This is a genomic window from Sphingomonas sp. 3P27F8, assembly GCF_005502745.1.
Lineage (GTDB): Bacteria > Pseudomonadota > Alphaproteobacteria > Sphingomonadales > Sphingomonadaceae > Sphingomonas.
On record NZ_SCNL01000018.1, the window covers coordinates 26,266 to 44,506 of the forward strand.

An 18,241-nucleotide genomic window follows, 5' to 3' on the forward strand; every position below is an offset into this window, starting at 1 on the left:
ATAGGCCGTGCCGCCCCGCTCGGCAACCGGCGGCAGGCGCGTGAAGCACCTGCCGCCCGGCCGCTCAGGCGATATCGAACCGGTCGAGGTTCATCACCTTCGCCCACGCCTTCACGAACGCATCGACGAACTTCTTGCCCGCATCGTCGGTGGCATAGGCCTCCGCGAGCGCGCGAAGCTGCGCGTTCGAGCCGAAGATCAGATCGACCCGCGTGCCCGCCGCCTTCTTTTCGCCCGACACACGATCACGCCCGACGAACGTGCCATCGCCGGCGGCCTCCCATTTCAAGGTAGTCGCGCCTTTCAGCAGGTTGACGAAGAAATCGTTGGTGAGCGTTTCACGGCGATCGGTGAACACGCCGAGATCGGAATCGCCATGGTTCGCGCCCAGCACGCGCAGGCCGCCGACAAGCACCGTCATTTCGGGCGCGGAAAGCGTGAGCAGATGCGCGCGATCGACCAGCAACTCCTCCGCCGACATGGAGCTTTCCCCGCCCACATAATTACGGAAACCGTCGATCGTCGGCTCCAGTGGCTCGAAGGAATGAGCATCGGTCTGCTCGGCGGTGGCATCGGTGCGGCCCGGGGTGAACGGCACGGTCACGTCATGCCCCGCCTTCTTCGCCGCCGCCTCGACTGCCGCATTGCCGCCCAGCACGATCAGATCGGCAAGCGAAACCTTCTTGCCGCCGGCGTTGAAATCGCGCTGGATCGCCTCAAGCTTCGTAAGCGCGCCGGCAAGTTCGGCCGGCTCGTTGACCGGCCAGTCCTTCTGCGGCGCAAGCCGGATACGCGCGCCATTCGCGCCGCCGCGCTTGTCCGAACCGCGGAACGTGGATGCGGACGCCCATGCCGTCTTGACCAGTCGGGAGATCGACAGCCCGGACGCCAGGATTTTCTCCTTGAGCGCCGCCGCGTCGGCCGCATCGATCAGCGGATGATCGGCCGCCGGCACGGGATCCTGCCAGATGCGCGGCTCCGCCGGAACTTCGGCCCCGAGCAGCAGATTGTGCGGCCCCATGTCGCGATGGGTCAGCTTGTACCAGGCTTCGGCGAACGCTTTCGCGAAGGCATCGGGATTCTCATGAAAATGGCGAGAAATCCGGCCGTATTCGGGATCGAAGCGCAGCGAGAGATCGGTCGTCAACATCGTCGGGCGATGCTTCTTCGATGGATCGTGCGCATCCGGCACGGTTTCGGTCGAATCCTTCGCTACCCATTGGTGCGCGCCGGCGGGGCTTTTCGTCAGCTCCCATTCGTGCTCGAACAGGTTCCTGAAAAAGCCATTGCCCCATTGGGTGGGCGTGTCCGTCCAGGTGACCTCGAGCCCGCTGGTGATCGTATCGCCGGCGTTGCCGGAACCATAGCTGTTGGCCCAGCCCAGCCCCTGCAACTCGATTCCCGCGCCCGCCGGCTCCGGCCCGACATATTGATCGGGCACCGCCGCGCCATGCGTCTTGCCGAAGGTATGGCCGCCCGCGATCAGCGCCACCGTCTCCTCATCGTTCATCGCCATCCGGGCGAAGGTTTCGCGGATGTCGTGCGCCGCCGCGACCGGATCGGGATTGCCGTCCGGGCCTTCCGGATTCACGTAGATCAGGCCCATCTGCACCGCCGCAAGCGGATTGGCGAGGTTGCGTTCGCCCGAATAGCGGCCGTTCGATTTGTCGCTGGTGGCGAGCCATTCGCGCTCCGGGCCCCAGCGTACATCGGCTTCCGGCTCCCAGATATCGACCCGGCCACCGCCGAAGCCGGCAGTCTCGAAACCCATTGATTCGAGCGCGCAATTTCCGGCGAGAATCAGCAGATCGCCCCACGACAGCTTGCGACCGTATTTCTGCTTCACCGGCCACAGCAGCAGCCGCGCCTTATCCAGATTGGCGTTATCCGGCCAGCTGTTGAGCGGGGCGAAGCGCTGCGTGCCATGCCCGCCGCCGCCACGCCCGTCACCGATCCGGTAAGTGCCGGCACTGTGCCAGGCCATGCGAATGAACAGCGGGCCGTAATGACCGAAATCCGCCGGCCACCAATCCTGCGATTCGGTCATCAGCGCAAAGATATCGCGCTTCACCGCCGCCAGATCGAGCGACCTGAACTCCGCAGCATAGTCGAAATCCTCGCCCATCGGATCGCCCGCTGGCGGGTTCTGATGGAGAACGGAAAGATCGAGCATGTTCGGCCACCACAGCCGGTTGGTCATCTCGAACAGGACGGCTTCGCCCTCAAGCTTTCCGCCGTTCATCGGACATTGTGCTTCTGCGTTCATGGCTTTTCCGCTCCTGCGTTTTGATTTCTCAATCTGGCAGCGGATGATTGCGCGCGTCTGACAGACTGTCCAATCGCTAAATTCCCTCATAGTGATCGACTGACGGCCTCATCGGGCGACGCGCGGGAAATTCTCGGCCCGCTATCGACGGCGGACGCTAGTTGCGGCAGGTTCGGCCCCGCATGCATGTTCGTATCGATCGGCGCCTTCCGCTATTGCCGGCCTTGCTGGCCGCAGTCTCGCTTGCCGGCTGTCACCGCAAGGCGCCGGTGCCGCCTCCCCCCCGCCTCGAAACCCCCGTGCAGTTGCCGGAGGCGCCATCCAGCATCGTCGTGCCGATCAGCGCGCAGCTGAGCGATCTCGAGCGTTCGCTGAACCGCGAGGTGCCGCAAACCCTGTGGTCGATCGACCGCGTCGAGGAGCGTTGCGTGCCGGCGCAGCGGCTGAAGGTGCTCGGCAAACGCGTGAAGGTCACGCCCGATCTTGGCTGCCGGATCGTCGGCACGGTGCGGCGCGGGCGCATCACGCTGGGCGGCAGCGGCCAGAACCTGCGGCTGACCCTCCCCGTATCGGCGACGATCAGCGCGGAAAATGTCGGCGGGATCATCCGCCGCGAAACCGCGACCGGCGCCGCCACCGTGCGCGGCAATGTCCGCCTCGACATCCGGCCCGACTGGACGCCGACCGCGAAGGTCTCGATCAATTATGACTGGACGACGCCGCCGGGCGTGAACCTGCTCGGCAAACGCATCACGTTCGTCGACAAGGCCGACGCCAAACTCGCCGAGGTCGTCGCCAAGCTGGAGCGCGATCTGCCAAAGCAGCTCCGCACGCTGAACCTGCGCGACGACGCGGCGCAGGCGTGGCGAAACTCCTTCACGTCGCTGCAGCTGAACCGGGAAAACCCGCCGGTATGGCTGCGCATCGTGCCGACGCGGATCGGCTACAGCGGCTATCAGGTACGCGGGCGGGTATTGGAACTGACCGTCGCCGCGCAGGCGCTGACGCAGACCTTCGTGGGCAATCGCCCGAAGGATCCGACGCCCACGCCGCTCCCCAATCTCGTCCGCCAGGCGAATCCGCCTCACCTGGCGTTCCAGGTGCCGGTGCTTGCGGATTACGCGCAGCTTGAGCCCGTGCTGGCGCGGGCGCTGGCAAAGCTCGCCGCGCGCGGGATCGTCATCCCGAAAGCCGGGCCGGTCGACGCCAAATTCAGCGATATCACGATCTACGCGACCGAGGGAAACCGGCTCGCGGTGGGGATAACGGTGAAGGCGAAGCTGAAAAGCGGCTTCATCGACGCGACGCACGGCCGCGTGTGGCTGACCGGGATGCCCTATAACGCCGCCAACTCCGAAGAAGTCGAAATCCGTGACCTGCGCTTTGCCGCAAATACCGACCGCGATACCGTCAACCTGCTCATACAGCTTTTCGAGACGCCGGCTGTGACGGAGGTGATCCGACAGTCGCTGACACAGAATTTCGCGAAGGATTACGCCAAGGTGCTGCGCTCCGCCCGCACTGCGATCGCCGAGCGCCGGCAGGGCGATTTCATCCTGCGGGCCGACATCGGCGACGTGACGCATGGGCGGGTCTTGCCCACCGGCCCGGGGCTGTTCATGCCGGTGCAGGCCTTTGGCAAGGCGACGATCACCTATCGCCCGCGCGTCAGCGCCATACCCTAGCGGCCGCGCGCGCGAGACATCGCGTCCAGGCTCCAGCTACCCGGACCTGCAAAGACCAGATAGAGGAAAACGAAGCAGAACAGGATCGCCGCTTCTCCGCCATTGCCGCCGGGCCAGAACCCCTTCGGCGCATGCGCACCGAAATAGGCGAACGCCATCTGACCGGCGCAGATAAAGGCGGCGAGCCGGGTGAAGAACCCCACAGCGATAAGCACGCCGCCGATGATCTCGATCACGGCGGCGACGATCAGGATCGTGGGCAGCGGGCTCGGCGCACCGGGCTGTGCCAGCGGGAAGGCAAAAAGCTTCATCAACCCGTGTTCCATGAACAGCAGCGCCGCCATGATCCTCAGGATGCTCAACATATATGGTCGCCATGCGGCGAGCGTCTGTTCCATCGCCCCCTCCTGTATCGTCACGCCGGCCTTTCCGGCGCGACGAACCTATAGCAGGAAAGTCCAGAAGCAGATGAAGAAAGCCGTGAAGCTCAGTACGAACAGCTTCAGATCCTGATCGTCGTCGCGCCGCGCGGGCAGCGCGGGCACGGGCGGCAGCGAGCGACGAAATGGGTGTCGCGCGGCTTCGTTGGTGAGGACGAGTTGTCGTTTCATAGCGTGGGGTTAACGCGTCGTTTACGATTTCGGCCATGCGCAAAAAGCGTTAACGCGGCACTGTCCCGGCGTGACACAGGAGGAACGACGATGCCGCTATACGAATTTCGCGGAAAACGGCCCGATTGCCACGCATCAGCCTGGATAGCGCCAAGCGCCGACCTGATCGGGGACGTCACGCTGGGTGAGGAAACGAACGTCTGGTTCGGCGCGGTGATTCGCGCGGACAACACCACGATCGCGGTAGGCGCGCGCAGCAATATCCAGGATGGTGCGATGCTCCATTCCGATCCCGGCGCGCCGTGCACGGTGGGCGAGGATTGCACCGTCGGCCATCACGCGATTCTGCACGGCTGCACCGTTGGGGACCGGGCGCTGATCGGAATGGGCGCGATCGTGCTCAATCATGCCGTGATCCCGGAGGATTGCGTTGTCGGCGCGGGTGCGCTCGTAACCGAGGGCAAGACTTTCGAGCCCGGCAGCCTGATCGTCGGATCACCCGCGAGAGCCGTGCGGGCACTGGATGATAACGCGATCGCCTTCCTCAAGGTGTCCGCGCAAAGCTATGTCGGCAAGGCGCGCGAAGCAGCGAGCGATCTCAAGCGGATCGATGCCGAATAAGTCGCCGCGAGCCAGTAGACAGATGGTAACGGCGTTGACATAACGCAGGTTATGTCAACGCCAGCCATCCTTTCCCGCTTGCGGCTTCCGATCATCGGCTCCCCGCTGTTTATCATTTCCGGCCCCGATCTGGTGATCGCGCAATGCAAGGCGGGAATAGTCGGGTCCTTTCCGGCGCTGAATGCGCGACCGCAGGGATTGCTCGACGAATGGCTGCACCGGATCACCGAGGAACTGGCTGCGCATAACCGCGCTCATCCGGATCGCCCCGCCGCGCCGTTCGCTGTCAATCAGATCGTCCATAAATCGAACGACCGGCTCGAGGCGGATCTGGCTACCTGCGAAAAGTGGCAGGTGCCGATCACGATTACGTCGCTCGGCGCGCGAGAGGAACTCAACCAGGCCGTCCACAACTGGGGCGGCATCGTCTTTCACGACGTGATCGACGATCGTTTCGCCCACAAGGCGATCGAGAAAGGCGCAGACGGGCTGATCCCGGTCGCAGCCGGTGCCGGGGGCCATGCGGGGCGCCTCTCCCCGTTCGCGATCGTCAGCGAGATCCGCCAGTGGTTCGACGGGCCTGTCGCCTTGTCCGGATCGATCGGCACCGGCGACGCGGTGCTCGCGGCACAGGCGATGGGCGCGGACTTCGCCTATATCGGCTCGCCCTTCATCGCGACGGTCGAGGCCAACGCCGATGAGCGATACAAGCATGGCATCGTCGAGGGGCGCGCCAGCGACATCGTTTATTCAAACCTCTTCACCGGCGTGCACGGAAACTACCTGCGTGGCTCGATCGTCGCGGCGGGGCTCGATCCGGACAATCTGCCCGAGGGCGATTATTCAACCATGAACTTCGGGCAGGATAACCAGCCCAAGGCGAAGGCGTGGCGCGACATCTGGGGCTCGGGCCAGGGCATCGGCGCGGTGAGCGAGATCGAGCCAGTCGCCGATCGGATCGACCGGCTGGAACGGGAATATCGCGCCGCCCGCCAACGGCTGGCGCTGTCGCCAGCCTGAGCACCGGCCAAGGGGCGCGCCCGATTCCAGCCGCCCCTTCTTTTTATATTCAGCGTTCGGCTCTGGCTGTCGTCGCCCGGTGCTTCCACGTTCAGGCTGGCGGCGGCGTTTATTATCATCGCCGCTTGCATATTCGCTGTCCGCTCGCGCTAATTTCGCACGCGATAGCACCGGCACCTGGATAGACAGCCCAGCGCGCACGCCCGCCCGCGAACGGACGTGCGCAAATGAAAGCGCGTCAGAACGCCAGGGACAAGCGATCGAGCATGCGGCGGGCGGGGCTTTCGTCCGGCAGGCCAACAAGCTGCGCGGCATCGAGGCGTGAAACGCGGCGATGCAATTCGATGCTCGACGCGATCATCTGCCGCGCCTGTTCCGGCAGGTCGCGCAGCAACCCGGCATCGGTTTCCGGCGCCTGGCCAAGACGCCGCGACGGATCGAGCGCATCGCGCGGCGCAAGCTCGCCCTGCTGCACGGCGCGCTGCGTCAACAGCCAGGCGATGACATGCATCAGCCGCGTCGTAACCTTCAGCGATTCGCAGGAGAAACTGACGCGCATCATCGGCGGCAGGGTCTCGCGCTCGACGCGGCCGCCCTCGTCGAAATAGCTGCGTGCCTCGTCGGCAAGCAGCATCGCTTCGGTGTAAAGACCATCGATCAGCCGGCGGTGAACCGCCGAATCATATTGCCCCGCGAACATAAGAAACCGTGGCAGATTTCGCAGCGCTCCGCCATGTGGCAACGCGTACACCCCTAGCGATCACGTCCCAAAAAAAGACCCCGCCGTTTCAGGCGATGATGTCCGGGATCAATTGATCCTCGAGCGAGGCGATTTCATCGCGCAGCCGCAATTTCCGCTTCTTGAGCCGCGCCATCTGCAACTGATCCACCGTACCGGAACTGCCCAGCGCGACGATCGCAGCGTCGAGATCGCGGTGCTCCATTCGCAACGTGTTCAACCGTGTCGCTATTTCGCTGTCGTCCACCCGAGCGCCCTCCGCAAAGGACCGTAGCAGAACCGGCGCGGCCATGGATGACAATTTATCGTATCGCCCGCGTAATATCCCGGCCTCGCAGTCGTCGGTCGAAACCAGCGATTTCGATGGCGACTTTTCATCGATTCGATGATTTACTTCCAAGTCCCGTTAACCTGACCAAGGAGGTTCCTGTCATGCAGACCGCGCATCTTTCGGCTCTTGAGGCCAAACATGCGGTGCTGGACCGGCGCATTGCCGAGGAAGAGCATCGTCCGATGCCCGACACATTTCTGGTTGCGGATCTCAAGAAACAGAAATTGCGCGTGAAAGAGGAGATATCCCTGGCGCACTGAAGCCCAAGATCGGGCGCCCCCTGCGGGCGCCCTTTTCATGTCAGCCTATCTGCCGCGCCACCGTCTTTCGCGTCGTGGCGCCATATGGGGGTTTAAGCCCCGCGAGCTTCGCCACATCGAGTCGCGCCTGTTTGAACACGCTCTTGCCGTGGCTGAACGTGATGAAGCCATCGCGCCCGTGATAGGCGCCCATCCCTGACGGGCCCACACCGCCGAACGGCAGATCCTCCATCGACACGTGAAACACCACATCATCCAGAGTTACGCCGCCTGAAATCGTGCGATCGAGCACGCGGCGGCGCTCGTCCGCGTTCGGACCGAAATAGTAGAGGCCGAGCGGCCGATCGCGACGGTTCACTTCGCCGATTGCGCTTTCAATCCCGTCATAACGGCGCACCGGCAGGATCGGGCCGAAAATCTCTTCCTGCATGAGCGTCATGTCATCGGTCACGTCGCGGACGATATGCAACGGCATCTTACGCGAATTGGTGCTGGAGAAATCCTCGCCCGCCGGATTTACGACGTCCACGGTCGCGCCCTTCGCCCGTGCGTCGTCGATCCAGGCGTTGAGCCGCTGATAATGCCGGTCGTTGACGATGCTGGTGTAATCCGGGTTGCTCAGCAGCGTTGGATACATCGCACTCGCGGCGCTTTTCAGGCTGTCGACCAGGTCGGCTTCACGTTCTGACGGAACCAGCACGTAATCGGGCGCCAGGCAGATCTGCCCGGCGTTGAGCATCTTGCCCAGCGCCACGCGCTGCCCGACCTGTGCCAGATCGGCGCCCTTTCCCACGATCACAGGCGATTTTCCGCCCAGTTCGAGCGTCACCGGCGTCAGATTGTCTGCTGCCGCATGAAGGATATGCTTTCCGATCCCGGTAGCCCCCGTGAACAGCAGATGATCGAACGGCAGCTCGGCGAACGCCTTTCCCACATCCGGCCCGCCCGAGATGAACGCGAGTTCGGTACGATCAAAATATTCGCCGACGATCTCCTCGAACAGCGCGGCGGTGGCTGGCGTATATTCGCTCGTCTTCACCATCGCGCGATTGCCCGCCGCGAACACGCCCGCGAGCGGCGCCATCACCAGGTTCACCGGGAAATTCCAGGGCGCGATAACGCCGATCACCCCTTTAGGCTGATATTCCACCCAAGCGCGCGCGCCGAGCAGCCCGAGCGGAAATTGCAAAGGGCGGCGATCGCGACGCGCCCAGCGATCGAGATGCTTGATCGCGTGCCTGAGCGGCCCGATCGATCCGGCGATGTCCGTCACCATCGTCTGGTCGGGGCTGCGGTGCCCGAAGTCCTCGGAAAGCGCGTCGCAGAAACGCGCGGCATGATCCCGGATCATGGCGATCGCGCGCTTCAGCCGATCCTTGCGCAACGACAGCGGCTCGGGCAGCGCCGCCATGAAGCTCGCACGTTGCGTCGCAAGTATGTCCTGCATCCTTACCCCTCCTGCTATTTTTTAGCGCAGCCGATCAGGCCGCCCAGCGGCACCACGATACCATCCTTCTCGCTACGGTCGATCCTTAACGTCGCGCCGGTGACGAGCGCGCCATCGGTGAGGTCCGCGCGCTGCGCGATGGTCATCTCGAGTGTCACGCTGACATCGCCCAGCCGATATTCGCTGACCGGCGCGAAGCCGAGCACACTGCCCTCGCCGTGCTGCGCGACCCTCGGATAGTCCATGACCGCGCCGTCAAGCGAGAGCCGGATGCGGCCCGGCTCCGCCGCAGCCATCGCGGCAAGCGCACGCGTCGACCCGCCGGTGAAAAGATAGGCAGCGCATCCCTGCGCCGGCAACGACTGTGGTGGGAGAGCGCCAAGCGGCAGACCGTCGATCGGCGCAGGCGGCGCGGCGAGAAGCGCGAGAGAGAGCGCGATCATGCGCCCAAGCTTATCATCATCAACCACGCTGGATAAGCCGCGATTGCGAGAAACGCGCCGAACGGCACTTTCGTATCGGCGGCGATGACGTGCCCACGCGCGTAATCGAACAGCGCCAGCCCCAGCCCGATCATCGCGGCGAACAGCAAGATCGCGGGCAGAAGCCTCCAGCCGAGCCACAACCCGATCGCGCCGAAAAGCTTGGCATCGCCGCCGCCCAGCCCTTCCCGCTTGCGGATGAGTCGATACGCCCTCGCGATCACCCAGAGGCTGCCGAACCCGACGATCCCGCCGATCACCCGATCCTCCAGCCCGGGCGCGACGCCTGACGCGCCGGCGCAAAGCCCCACTGCCGCCAGCGGGAGCGTCAACGCGTCGGGGAGCCAAAGATTGGCCGCATCCAGTGCGGCAAGCGTCAGCAGCAGCCACCCGAACATCGCGCCCGCGGCCCCGGCCATGCCGGGCGCGACATAGCCGGAAAGCGCACCGATCGCCGCGCAGCCAAGCTCGATCTGCCAATGCCGCGCGTCGATCCTGGCCCCGCAATCATGGCATCTGCCGCCCAGCGCCAACGCGCTTATGAGCGGAACAAGCGCACCTGCTCGAAGCGTTTTCCCGCAGCAATCGCACGCCGACCGCCCCGAAGTGACACGACGCCCCTGCGGCCACCGGATCACGATCGTCGCGAGAAAACTGCCGGCAATCGCGCCAGCCATTCCGAGCCAGATCGGAAACGCCCAGTCAGGCAGCGGGATAAGGGACGACATCGCTACACCCTATAGTTTGAAAAGTGCGCCGTCGCGGCCTAGATCGCGCTCAACTCAACGGAGCACTGCAAAGATGGCCACCGATCCCGTCGTAATCCTTTCCTATGCCCGCACTCCGATGGGCTCGTTCCAGGGCAGTCTTGCCGGCGCGTCCGCGACCGAACTGGGCGCTACCGCGGTGAAGGCAGCGGTCGAGCGCGCTGGCGTATCCGGCGGCGATATAGAACGCATCTACATGGGCTGTGTGCTTCCCGCAGGCCTTGGCCAGGCGCCGGCACGTCAGGCAGCGCTCAAGGCCGGCCTGCCGCAATCGGTGGAGGCCACTACCGTCAACAAGATGTGTGGGTCCGGTATGCAGGCCACGATCATGGGCGCGGAGGCGCTCGCGGCCGGCACTGTCGATATGATCGTGACGGGCGGCATGGAGAGCATGACCAATGCGCCGTATCTGCTCCAGAAGCACCGCTCCGGCGCGCGCTTGGGCCACGATCGCGTGATGGATCACATGTTCCTCGACGGTCTCGAAGACGCCTATGAGCCGGGCAAGGCAATGGGCGTATTTGCGGAGGCCACGGCCGGCGAATATCAGTTCACCCGCGCCGCGCAGGACGATTATGCCGTCGCCTCGCTCACCCGGGCGCAGTCGGCGCAGACGTCGGGCGCGTTCGATCGCGAGATCGTCGCGGTCGAGGTGAAAGGGCGCAAGGGCGTAGAGACGGTCGACAAGGACGAGCAGCCGCTGAAGGGCGATGCCTCGAAGATTCCGAACCTGAAGCCAGCGTTCGCCAAGGACGGCACCATAACCGCGGCCAACGCGTCATCGATCTCGGACGGCGCGGCCGCGCTGGTGCTGACGCGCGAGAGCGTGGCAGCGGACAAGGGACTGAAGCCGGTCGCGCGAATCGTCGCCACCGCCGCGCATGCCCATGAGCCGGCGAAGTTCACCACCGCACCGGTAAACGCGATCAGGAAGGCGCTGAACAAGGCGGGCTGGAACGCCGCCGATGTTGATCTGTTCGAGGTCAACGAAGCGTTCGCCTGCGTCTCGATGATCGCGATGCGGGATTTGGGGCTGGATCATGCCAAGGTGAACGTGAACGGCGGTGCCACGGCGCTGGGCCATCCGATCGGCGCATCCGGCGCGCGCATCATCGCCACGCTGGTCGCCGCGCTTCAGAATCGCGGCGGGACAAAGGGCGTTGCGGCGCTCTGCATTGGTGGCGGAGAAGCAACGGCCGTGGCGCTCGAACTGATCGCCTGAACTGAGCCCGCCTCCGCCATCCACCCGGGGCGGCGGCGGCGGGATCAGACCTTGGCCCGGAACGGCGTGAAATTGGTGTGACGGTCATAGACGTCCACGCCCTCGCGCCGTTTCAGGAAACCGACCACGGCATAGGTGAACGGGGTCAGCAGCACCTCCCATGACACCTTGAGCACGAACTGGCTCAGCATCACCAGCAACATGGCATGTACCGGCCAGTCCGGCGCGCCGAAAAAGGCCAGCGGGTAGAAGATCAGGCTGTCCACCCCCTGCCCCACCACCGTGCTGCCGATAGTGCGCGTCCACAGGTGCCTGCCCTCCGTCCAGATCTTCATCTTGGCGAGAACGAAGCTGTTGGCGAATTCACCCGCCCAGAAGGCGCAGATCGATGCGGCAACGATCCGCGGCACCTGCCCGAAAACGCTTTCGTAGGCGGCCTGGCCGGTCCATCCCGCATCGGGCGGCAGCTTCACCACCACCCACGACATGAACACCATGAACAGCATCGCGCCGAAACCGGCCCAGATGCAACGCCGCGCGCGGGCATAGCCGTAAACCTCGGTCAGCACATCGCCCAGCACATAGCTCACGGGGAAGAACAGGATGCCCGCCCCGAAGGGCCACGGCCCGATCCATGGCAGATCGATCACTGCGCGCTTGCCCGCACCGATCACGTTCGACAGCAACAGGATGGTGACGAACGCCGCCATTACGAAATCGAAATAACGGAAATGGCCGCCAGCCACCGCCTGCGCATCCACCGCTTGCAGCGGTTCGCTCTCGTCCCCATTCATGCTGGCGATGATGCAGCCTGTTTCGCGGATCCGCAATCCGCGCTAGGCGATCGCGGTGCGCGCCCGTAGCTCAGTTGGATAGAGCACGAGCCTTCTAAGCTTGGGGCCGCAGGTTCGAATCCTGCCGGGCGCGCCATTTCTGTATCCTTTGCACGCTAGGTTGCGCCTACTTTGCAGAAGGTGTGTCGATCCGTTCCTGCTGGAATCGGGAATTATCCTGCGTATATCATGACTTGAGACCGGTCGGTCACGCATCGGTTGAATCTCCACTCGTTCGCCACACGCCGTCGCTGCGCGGCCAACCGTCACGAACCTCTGGGGCCGGTGGCAACGCCAATCGGCTGACCAGCCTCCATCCCCTTTATGCTCCGCACATAACACCAACCCCCGCCGAGCCAGGCCGACGGGGGTTCGTCATCGCGCGCTATGGCGCAATTCAGAGCACGCGCGTCGGGCGGCACGCCTCGTAGAGGAACCAGCTGCGGCGCTCGGTCTCGTCGATGTAGTTCTCGAGCAGGCTCGCGGTCGCGACATCGGAATATTCGTCGCACAGCTCATGGACGCGGCGCATCTCGGCAACCAGCTGCCTGTTGTCACCCTGCAGTTCCGCAAGCATGTCCTGCGGATCAACATACTCGGCGTTGTTGTCGAGGATGCGCTGACGGCCGGCGATGTCCGAGATCGAGCGGATCGTGTTGCCGCCGATCTTGCGGGCCCGCTCGGCAAGCACGTCGGTCATCGCGAAGATCTGGTCGCCCTGGTCGTCGAGCATCAGATGGTAGTCGCGAAAGTTCGGACCACTCATGTGCCAGTGGAAGTTCTTGGTCTTGAGATAGAGCGCGAACACGTCGGCCAGCAGGCCGGCGAGCCCCGCCGAGATGTCGCGGGTGGCGTCGCTTCCAAGGTCGGTCGGGGTCGCGAGGAAATGCTCGCCGATCTTCGCCGTCTTCTCCAGGACAGTCATGGTCCGTCTCCATTCTCGAATCCGCGGATCAGCCCGCCAGGTCGAGATAGACGGGCGGACCGTAGCCAAGGATCATACGGAGGTTTGGGGCATACTTGGGTTCAGGTCCGCCGCGCATCGGCGAACTCGGCCTGCGCACGTTCCTCCGAGGCCGCCGGCCACACACCCGTCGTCAGCTCCGACAAGGATGGGTCTGACTCCGCGCTCGATCGCGCGCTTGTGGATGCCGACGTCGAAGCGGGCCGAAAGCGAGCAGACGAAACAACCGCGCTTTCCGTTCCTGATGCCTCGGATGGTCGCCGGTGCGGCCTCGCTCGTCTCTCGGCTCTTAGTGTACGAACCACCTCATCGGATGAGCGCCTGCCGGTCAGCGCACCCTAGCGCACCGGATTCGATCATGCCGAGGACACGATCCAGCTACCCCAGCGACCTAAACTTGGCCGCTTCGATTCTACCCACCCAGCTTCCTGCGTAGTCGCGGGATCACGAAGTCCAGAAACGCCGAGACCCGGCGCGGCGGCCGGGCGCCGCCCGTGTGCAGCACACCGATCTCCTCCTCGTCATGCGGGACGGCATCCGAAAGCACCTCGACCAAGCGCCCCGCTCCCACGTCATCGCGGACATGGAAATCGGCGAGACGGGCGAGCCCCACGCCGGCGAGGCACATGGATCGGACGATCTCCCCCTCGTTCGCCAGCAGCGATCCGGCAACCTTGCGATCGACGATCCGCGATCCTTCGCGCATCGGCCAGACCGGCGCCGCGCGTCGGAAGTTGAAACCCAGGCAATTGTGCCGAAGCAGGTCGTTGGCCGACATGGGCTCGCCGTGACGGGCGATGTAGTCCGGGCTGGCGACGATCAGCCGGCGGGCCGCACCGAGACGCTGGCCGACCAGACTGGAATCGACGAGGCCCCCGACGCGGAACGCGACGTCGGTGCGGTCGAGATAGAGATCGACCACCTCGTCTGTGAACGACAGGTCGAGCGTGATCTCTGGATGCGCGTCCCAGAAGACCGGCAGGATCGGCAGCAGGACCAGACGACCAAAGGCGACCGAGGCGTTCACCCGGACCGTGCCGCGCGCGGTGCTTCCGCCTGCACCGATGTCCCGCTCGACCGCGTCGAGCTCTGCCAGCAGGTTCCGCCCGCGCTCGTGCAGCTCGGTCCCCTCCAGCGTGAGCGCAAGCCTGCGGGTGGAACGCTCGAACAGGCGGACGCCGAGGCGCGTCTCCATTCGGGAAACCAGCTTGCTGATCGTGGACGGCGTCTTTCTCAGCACGCGCGCCGCCTCGGAGAAGCTCCCGCTCTCCGCAACCCGCACGAACACCTGCAGCTCGGTCGTCCTCTGATCCATGCTATCTGTGAAAACACATCACAGATGATGTGGCAATCATGTGGATTATCATTGTCCGGCCGATGGGCCATCTTCTCGTGCCTGTAACCGGGGAACGGACGTGTATCTGCAGCTGAACGGGAAGAGTGCGCTCGTCACCGGCGCCACCGCAGGCATCGGGCTCGAGATCGCGCGGAAATTGTCCGTCGAGGGTGCGGCCGTCACGATCTGTGGCCGCAACCGCGAGAAGCTCGATGCGGCCGCGGCCGATATCGGAGCAAGCGCCGTGCTCGCCGATCCCGCGACGGCCAAGGGTGCGGCCGCACTCGTCGAAACGCTCCCCGAGGTCGACATCCTCGTCAACAACCTCGGCATCTACGAGTCCAAGCAGTTCGCCGACATCACCGACGACGACTGGATGCGCTTCTACGAGGTCAACGTGCTGTCCGGCGTTCGCCTCGCCCGAGCATATTTCCCCGGCATGATCGCGCGGAACTGGGGACGCATTATCTTCATCGCCAGCGATTCCGCCCTCGTCGTGCCGCCGGACATGATCCACTACGGCATGACCAAGACGGCGCAGCTCGCGATCGCCCGCGGCCTCGCCGCCGCGACCAAGGGCACGCGCGTGACGGTCAACTCGGTCCTGCCCGGCACGACGCGTTCTGAAGGCATCACCGACTTCCTCAAGAGCGTGTCGGAGGATCCCGACGCCCCGGCCGAGGCGATCGAGCGGGAGTTCTTCGCCAAGGAGCGCCCGACGTCGCTGCTGCAGCGGATGATCGAGCCCGAGGAAATCGCATCGCTCGTCACCTACGTTGCGAGCCCGCTGTCGTCCGCCACCAACGGGGCGTCGCTGCGCGTCGATGGCGGGGTCGTGCCGACCATCGGGTGACGCGCGGACCCCTTCAGTGCTGATGGCGCAGGCACAGGCCTTGCCACCAACCTCTGTATGATCCCAATTCTCTCCGGGAAGCGCCAGATGGCTTCACGGCGACAGCATCCTTCCGGGTCTGAGCGCTGCTCGACCAGGAGGGACGACATGACGACAGCAGCGAACGGAGCCGACGCCGCGCCGCGACCGTGGCGACGCTCCGCGCTCAACTTCTCGATGGCGGCCGCTGCCGGCGTCGCCGTCGCGAACATCTACTACAACCAGCCGATGCTGGGCGTCATGGAGCGCGACCTGCCCGGTTCCGTCACCAGCCTCGTGCCAACCGCGACGCAGCTTGGTTACGCGGCCGGTCTGTTCCTGCTCGTGCCGCTGGGCGATCTTATCGAACGCAAGAAGCTCATCCTGCTACAGTTCGCAGGCCTCGCAGTGGCGCTGGCGCTCGCCGCCATCGCGCCCGGCGCGATGCTGGTGATGCTCGCCTCCCTGCTCGTCGGCGTGCTCTCAACCGTCGCGCAGCAGATAGTGCCGTTCGCGGCGCACCTGTCCACGCCGGAGCGGCGCGGCGCCACCGTCGGCACCGTCATGGCCGGCCTGCTATGCGGCATCCTGCTCAGCCGGACGCTCGCGGGCTTCGTCGCCACCCACGCCGGATGGCGCGAGATGTTCTGGCTGGGCGTTCCCCTGGCGATCGGCGCGGGTGCACTGATGGCGGCCATGCTGCCGAAGAGCGTCCCCGACTCCGACCTGCACTACGGCCAGCTGCTCCACTCGCTGGGCGGGCTCTGGTCGGAATTCGGCGCGCTTCGCAAGGCGGCGGTGACCCAGGCCCTCCTGTTCGGCGGTTTCAGCGTCTTCTGGACGATCCTGGCCCTGCGCCTGCAGGAACCGCGCTTCGGCCTGGGCGCAGACGTTGCCGGCCTGTTCGGCATCGTCGGTGCGGTCGGCGTGCTCGCCGCCCCGGTGGCCGGTCGCATCGCCGACCGACGCGGACCCCATCTCGTCATCCTGCTCGGCGCGGTCCTGACACTTGCGTCATGGGCGATCTTCGGCGCCTTCGGCTCGATCGCCGGGCTCATCGTCGGGGTCATCCTCCTCGACTTCGGCGTCCAGAGCGCGCTCGTGTCCAACCAGCACCTCGTCTACGCGCTCCGGCCCGAGGCTCGCGCCCGTCTGAACACCATCTTCATGGGCGCGATGTTCCTTGGCGGCGCCGGAGGTTCGGCCGCAGCGACCCTCGCCTGGTCCAACGGCGGATGGACCTTGGTCTCGATCCTCGGGCTGGTCCTCTCCCTCGCCGCGGTGCTCATCCAGCTCGCCGGCTTCCAGCGGAAGGCCTGAATCATGCGCATCGCGATCGCCGGCGGCTCCATGGCCGGCCTCTTCACCGCCGTCCTGCTCCGCCAGTCAGGACACGAGGTCCGCATCTTCGAACGCTCCCGAGCCGGTCTTCAGGGTCGCGGCGCCGGTCTCGTGCCCCAGCAGGAGGTGTTCGATCTGCTCGATCTGCTCGGTCGCGACGAGGTCGCCCGCCTCGGCGTGGTCGCCCGGCAGCGGATCGTGCTCGACCTGGAGGGCGACGTCATTTCCCGCGAAGACCGGCCGCAGATGCAGGTCTCGTGGGATCACCTCTTTGTGGCGGTGCGCATGCAGATCTCCGACGACGCCTACCGACTCGGGAACGGCGCGGTAGCCGTCGGTCAGGACGAAGATGCCGCATGGCTCGATCTGGAGGATGGCTCACGCGCCAACGCCGACCTCGTCATCGGCGCCGACGGCATCGGCTCGGCCGTCCGCCGCTCGCTGATGCCGGACCATCCGGGCGCCAGCTACGCGGGATATGTCGCGTGGCGCGCACTGGTGCCCGAGCGGCTTCTTCCCGCATCGGCCGCGCGCGTTCTCTCCGACCGCTTCGCCTTCTACGACACGCCGGACGCCCATGTCCTCGGCTACACCGTCGCGGGTGAAGACGGTTCGCTTGTGAAAGGCGGCCGCCGATACAACGCCGTCTGGTATCGGACGATCGACTACCTCGAGGACGTGCTGCGCGACAGGACCGGTCAGGTCCACCCCTACTCGCTCGCACCGGGCTCGCTGTCGCCCGAGGCGATCCGGGGCATTCATGCCGACGCGCGCGCGCTGCTGCCCGCGCCCTTCGCCAGCGCGTTCCTCGCCGAGCCGCAACCGTTCGTGCAGGCGATCTTCGACATGACGGTTCCGCGGATGGCGGTGGGACGCGTGGCGATCATCGGCGACGCAGCGTTCGTGGCGCGGCCGCACACCGCCATGGGTGTGGCCAAGGCTGCCGGAGACGCAATGTCGCTCGTGAGAGCGATCGACGCCGGCTGGACGCAGGACGCCCGCGCCACCTTCGAACGTGAGCGCATCGCGGCTGGCGAGGCGATCGTCGCCTATGGGCGCAGGCTGGGGGCGGAAATAGCAGCGCGCCAGCGGCGGCGCGCAAATGCGTAACGCGACGGCGGCGCAGGCCGCCGGCCGCGATCGCCTTCCCACCGCTTCTTCGGGATAAGCGCGACCCAGCTCGACGATGACGAGCGTGTCATGCTGAGTGATCGCCTAGTGCCAGCCCATCCCGCAGGACGCGAACGATCGGGACCGGGACACCGCGTCCTTCGCCGATTTTCTGGCCGGCCGGGGCGCCGCCATCCCCGGTTCGTGGGGCTTTATCATCGCCTTCTCCACCATCCTGTTCGTCTGGATGCTGCTCAACAGCGACGTGCTGGCAGGAAGCGAGTGGCAGCGCGAGCCTGGACCGACGTTCGGGTTCAAGGACGCACCTACGTCAC

At 65.2% G+C, this 18,241-nt stretch carries 19 protein-coding genes and 1 tRNA gene; 9 read left to right on the forward strand and 11 right to left on the reverse strand.

Translation table 11 applies throughout. The features are described 5' to 3' along the window. Window positions 1-64: 64 nt before the first annotated feature. A complete protein-coding gene (katG, locus tag FFS35_RS17205; protein ID WP_137788120.1) occupies window positions 65-2,266 on the reverse strand; it encodes a catalase/peroxidase HPI in 2,202 nt (733 codons plus the stop codon). Between the two features lie 182 nt (window positions 2,267-2,448). Here katG and FFS35_RS17210 point away from each other — a divergent pair, with 182 nt between their 5' ends. Continuing rightward, window positions 2,449-3,951 (forward strand): DUF4403 family protein, encoded by a 1,503-nt coding sequence (locus FFS35_RS17210; RefSeq protein ID WP_137788121.1) that lies wholly within the window; start codon window positions 2,449-2,451, stop codon window positions 3,949-3,951. On the opposite strand, the gene FFS35_RS17215 is transcribed toward FFS35_RS17210, so the two are convergent. Together FFS35_RS17215 and FFS35_RS20105 are read right to left on the reverse strand one after the other, a co-directional pair. Continuing rightward, window positions 3,948-4,349 (reverse strand): DoxX family protein, encoded by a 402-nt coding sequence (locus FFS35_RS17215; RefSeq protein ID WP_137788122.1) that lies wholly within the window; start codon window positions 4,347-4,349, stop codon window positions 3,948-3,950. The two genes, FFS35_RS17210 and FFS35_RS17215, sit on opposite strands and share 4 nt — an antisense overlap. 45 nt (window positions 4,350-4,394) lie before the next feature. Further along, a complete protein-coding gene (locus tag FFS35_RS20105; RefSeq protein ID WP_171007668.1) occupies window positions 4,395-4,562 on the reverse strand; it encodes a hypothetical protein in 168 nt (55 codons plus the stop codon). A gap of 90 nt (window positions 4,563-4,652) precedes the next feature. On the opposite strand from FFS35_RS20105, the gene FFS35_RS17220 reads away from it, so the two are divergent. After that, window positions 4,653-5,183 carry a gamma carbonic anhydrase family protein gene (locus FFS35_RS17220; protein ID WP_137788123.1) on the forward strand — a complete coding sequence of 177 codons (531 nt, stop codon included), beginning with the start codon at window positions 4,653-4,655 and terminating at the stop codon, window positions 5,181-5,183. Window positions 5,184-5,234: 51 nt separating this feature from the next. Continuing rightward, the gene (locus FFS35_RS17225; RefSeq protein WP_137788124.1) at window positions 5,235-6,203 is read left to right on the forward strand and encodes a nitronate monooxygenase family protein; all 969 of its coding nucleotides are present in this window, start codon (window positions 5,235-5,237) and stop codon (window positions 6,201-6,203) included. A 238-nt stretch (window positions 6,204-6,441) separates the two neighbouring features. On the opposite strand, the gene FFS35_RS17230 is transcribed toward FFS35_RS17225, so the two are convergent. Next, the gene (locus FFS35_RS17230) at window positions 6,442-6,903 is read right to left on the reverse strand and encodes a DUF1465 family protein (RefSeq protein ID WP_137788162.1); all 462 of its coding nucleotides are present in this window, start codon (window positions 6,901-6,903) and stop codon (window positions 6,442-6,444) included. 88 nt (window positions 6,904-6,991) lie between these two features. Next, complete coding sequence (locus tag FFS35_RS17235) at window positions 6,992-7,189, reverse strand: DUF465 domain-containing protein (protein ID WP_137788125.1); 198 nt, start codon at window positions 7,187-7,189, stop codon at window positions 6,992-6,994. A gap of 185 nt (window positions 7,190-7,374) precedes the next feature. On the opposite strand from FFS35_RS17235, the gene FFS35_RS17240 reads away from it, so the two are divergent. Further along, window positions 7,375-7,533 (forward strand): YdcH family protein, encoded by a 159-nt coding sequence (locus FFS35_RS17240; RefSeq protein ID WP_137788126.1) that lies wholly within the window; start codon window positions 7,375-7,377, stop codon window positions 7,531-7,533. 40 nt (window positions 7,534-7,573) lie between these two features. Here the strand turns inward: FFS35_RS17240 and FFS35_RS17245 are convergent, their stop codons facing one another. From FFS35_RS17245 to FFS35_RS17255, 3 genes are read right to left on the reverse strand one after another with little or no spacing between them, the layout of a single operon-like run. Continuing rightward, entirely contained in the window at window positions 7,574-8,980 is a 1,407-nt protein-coding gene (locus FFS35_RS17245; protein WP_137788127.1) for a coniferyl aldehyde dehydrogenase, read from the reverse strand. A gap of 14 nt (window positions 8,981-8,994) precedes the next feature. Beyond that, complete coding sequence (locus FFS35_RS17250) at window positions 8,995-9,423, reverse strand: hypothetical protein (protein ID WP_137788128.1); 429 nt, start codon at window positions 9,421-9,423, stop codon at window positions 8,995-8,997. Then, window positions 9,420-10,190 (reverse strand): A24 family peptidase, encoded by a 771-nt coding sequence (locus FFS35_RS17255; protein WP_171007669.1) that lies wholly within the window; start codon window positions 10,188-10,190, stop codon window positions 9,420-9,422. Before FFS35_RS17255 ends, FFS35_RS17250 begins: the two co-directional genes overlap by 4 nt. Window positions 10,191-10,263: 73 nt before the next feature. Here FFS35_RS17255 and FFS35_RS17260 point away from each other — a divergent pair, with 73 nt between their 5' ends. Further along, window positions 10,264-11,451 (forward strand): acetyl-CoA C-acyltransferase, encoded by a 1,188-nt coding sequence (locus FFS35_RS17260; protein ID WP_137788129.1) that lies wholly within the window; start codon window positions 10,264-10,266, stop codon window positions 11,449-11,451. A gap of 44 nt (window positions 11,452-11,495) precedes the next feature. Here the strand turns inward: FFS35_RS17260 and FFS35_RS17265 are convergent, their stop codons facing one another. Continuing rightward, window positions 11,496-12,245: a queuosine precursor transporter gene (locus FFS35_RS17265; protein ID WP_137788130.1), complete on the reverse strand. Its 750-nt coding sequence runs from the start codon at window positions 12,243-12,245 to the stop codon at window positions 11,496-11,498. 59 nt (window positions 12,246-12,304) lie between these two features. Here FFS35_RS17265 and FFS35_RS17270 point away from each other — a divergent pair. Beyond that, a tRNA-Arg gene (locus FFS35_RS17270) sits at window positions 12,305-12,381 on the forward strand. 300 nt (window positions 12,382-12,681) lie between these two features. Here FFS35_RS17270 and FFS35_RS17275 read toward each other — a convergent pair. Then, on the reverse strand, window positions 12,682-13,209 hold the full coding sequence (locus tag FFS35_RS17275) for a DNA starvation/stationary phase protection protein (protein WP_137788131.1): 528 nt from the start codon (window positions 13,207-13,209) through the stop codon (window positions 12,682-12,684). A gap of 451 nt (window positions 13,210-13,660) precedes the next feature. Further along, window positions 13,661-14,563 carry a LysR family transcriptional regulator gene (locus FFS35_RS17280; RefSeq protein ID WP_137788132.1) on the reverse strand — a complete coding sequence of 301 codons (903 nt, stop codon included), beginning with the start codon at window positions 14,561-14,563 and terminating at the stop codon, window positions 13,661-13,663. 100 nt (window positions 14,564-14,663) lie between these two features. Between FFS35_RS17280 and FFS35_RS17285 the strand changes: the two genes are divergently transcribed. From FFS35_RS17285 to FFS35_RS17295, 3 genes are all read left to right on the forward strand, one after another. Beyond that, window positions 14,664-15,437, forward strand: coding sequence for an SDR family oxidoreductase (locus FFS35_RS17285; protein WP_137788133.1), 774 nt, complete (start codon window positions 14,664-14,666; stop codon window positions 15,435-15,437). Window positions 15,438-15,653: 216 nt separating this feature from the next. Then, window positions 15,654-16,775: an MFS transporter gene (locus FFS35_RS17290; protein ID WP_137788164.1), complete on the forward strand. Its 1,122-nt coding sequence runs from the start codon at window positions 15,654-15,656 to the stop codon at window positions 16,773-16,775. A 3-nt stretch (window positions 16,776-16,778) separates the two neighbouring features. Continuing rightward, window positions 16,779-17,906, forward strand: a complete 1,128-nt coding sequence (locus FFS35_RS17295) for an FAD-dependent monooxygenase (protein WP_137788134.1) — start codon at window positions 16,779-16,781, stop codon at window positions 17,904-17,906. Window positions 17,907-18,241 lie beyond the last annotated feature (335 nt).